Below are 912 nucleotides of genomic sequence, written 5' to 3' on the forward strand. Positions count from 1 at the left end.
TGTATGAATGACACAGCTTCGGCGGTGTGCTTAAGCCCCGCTACATTGTCGGCGCAGGACCACTTGACCAGTGAGCTATTACGCACTCTTTCAAGGGTGGCTGCTTCTAAGCCAACCTCCTGGTTGTCTGGGCAATCCCACATCCTTTCCCACTGAGCACACACTTGGGGGCCTTAGCTGGTGTTCTGGGCTGTTTCCCTCTCGACGACGAAGCTTATCCCCCGCCGTCTCACTGCCACACTCTCACACCACGGTATTCGGAGTTTGGTTGATTTCGGTAACCCGGTAAGGCCCCTAGACCATCCAGTAGCTCTACCCCCGCGGTGAAACATGTGACGCTGCACCTAAATGCATTTCGGGGAGAACCAGCTATCACGGAGTTTGATTGGCCTTTCACCCCTACCCACAGCTCATCCCCTCAGTTTTCAACCTAAGTGGGTTCGGCCCTCCACGTCGTCTTACCGACGCTTCAGCCTGGCCATGGGTAGATCACTCCGCTTCGGGTCTAGACCACGCGACTCAGACGCCCTATTCAGACTCGCTTTCGCTACGGCTACCCCACACGGGTTAACCTCGCCACGCAGCACTAACTCGCAGGCTCATTCTTCAAAAGGCACGCCATCACCGTAAACATCAAAGATGTTGCTCGGGCTCTGACGGCTTGTAGGCACACGGTTTCAGGTACTCTTTCACTCCCCTCCCGGGGTACTTTTCATCTTTCCCTCACGGTACTAGTCCGCTATCGGTCTTCAGGAAGTATTTAGGCTTACCGGGTGGTCCCGGCAGATTCACAGCAAATTCCACGAGCTCGCTGCTACTCGGGAACACCACCAAGATTCACAAACATGTGTTTTCGCGTACGGGACTCTCACCCACTCCGGTCGCCCATCCCAAGGCGTTCCACTAACACAC

1 rRNA gene is annotated in these 912 nt (G+C 55.4%); it reads right to left on the bottom strand.

Annotation, left to right across the window (positions count from 1 at the left end):
- Positions 1-912, bottom strand: a 23S ribosomal RNA gene (locus tag ACFOSH_RS42445); the annotation flags it as partial.

Source organism: Amycolatopsis speibonae, assembly GCF_042647925.1.
In the GTDB taxonomy this organism is placed as follows: domain Bacteria; phylum Actinomycetota; class Actinomycetes; order Mycobacteriales; family Pseudonocardiaceae; genus Amycolatopsis; species Amycolatopsis speibonae.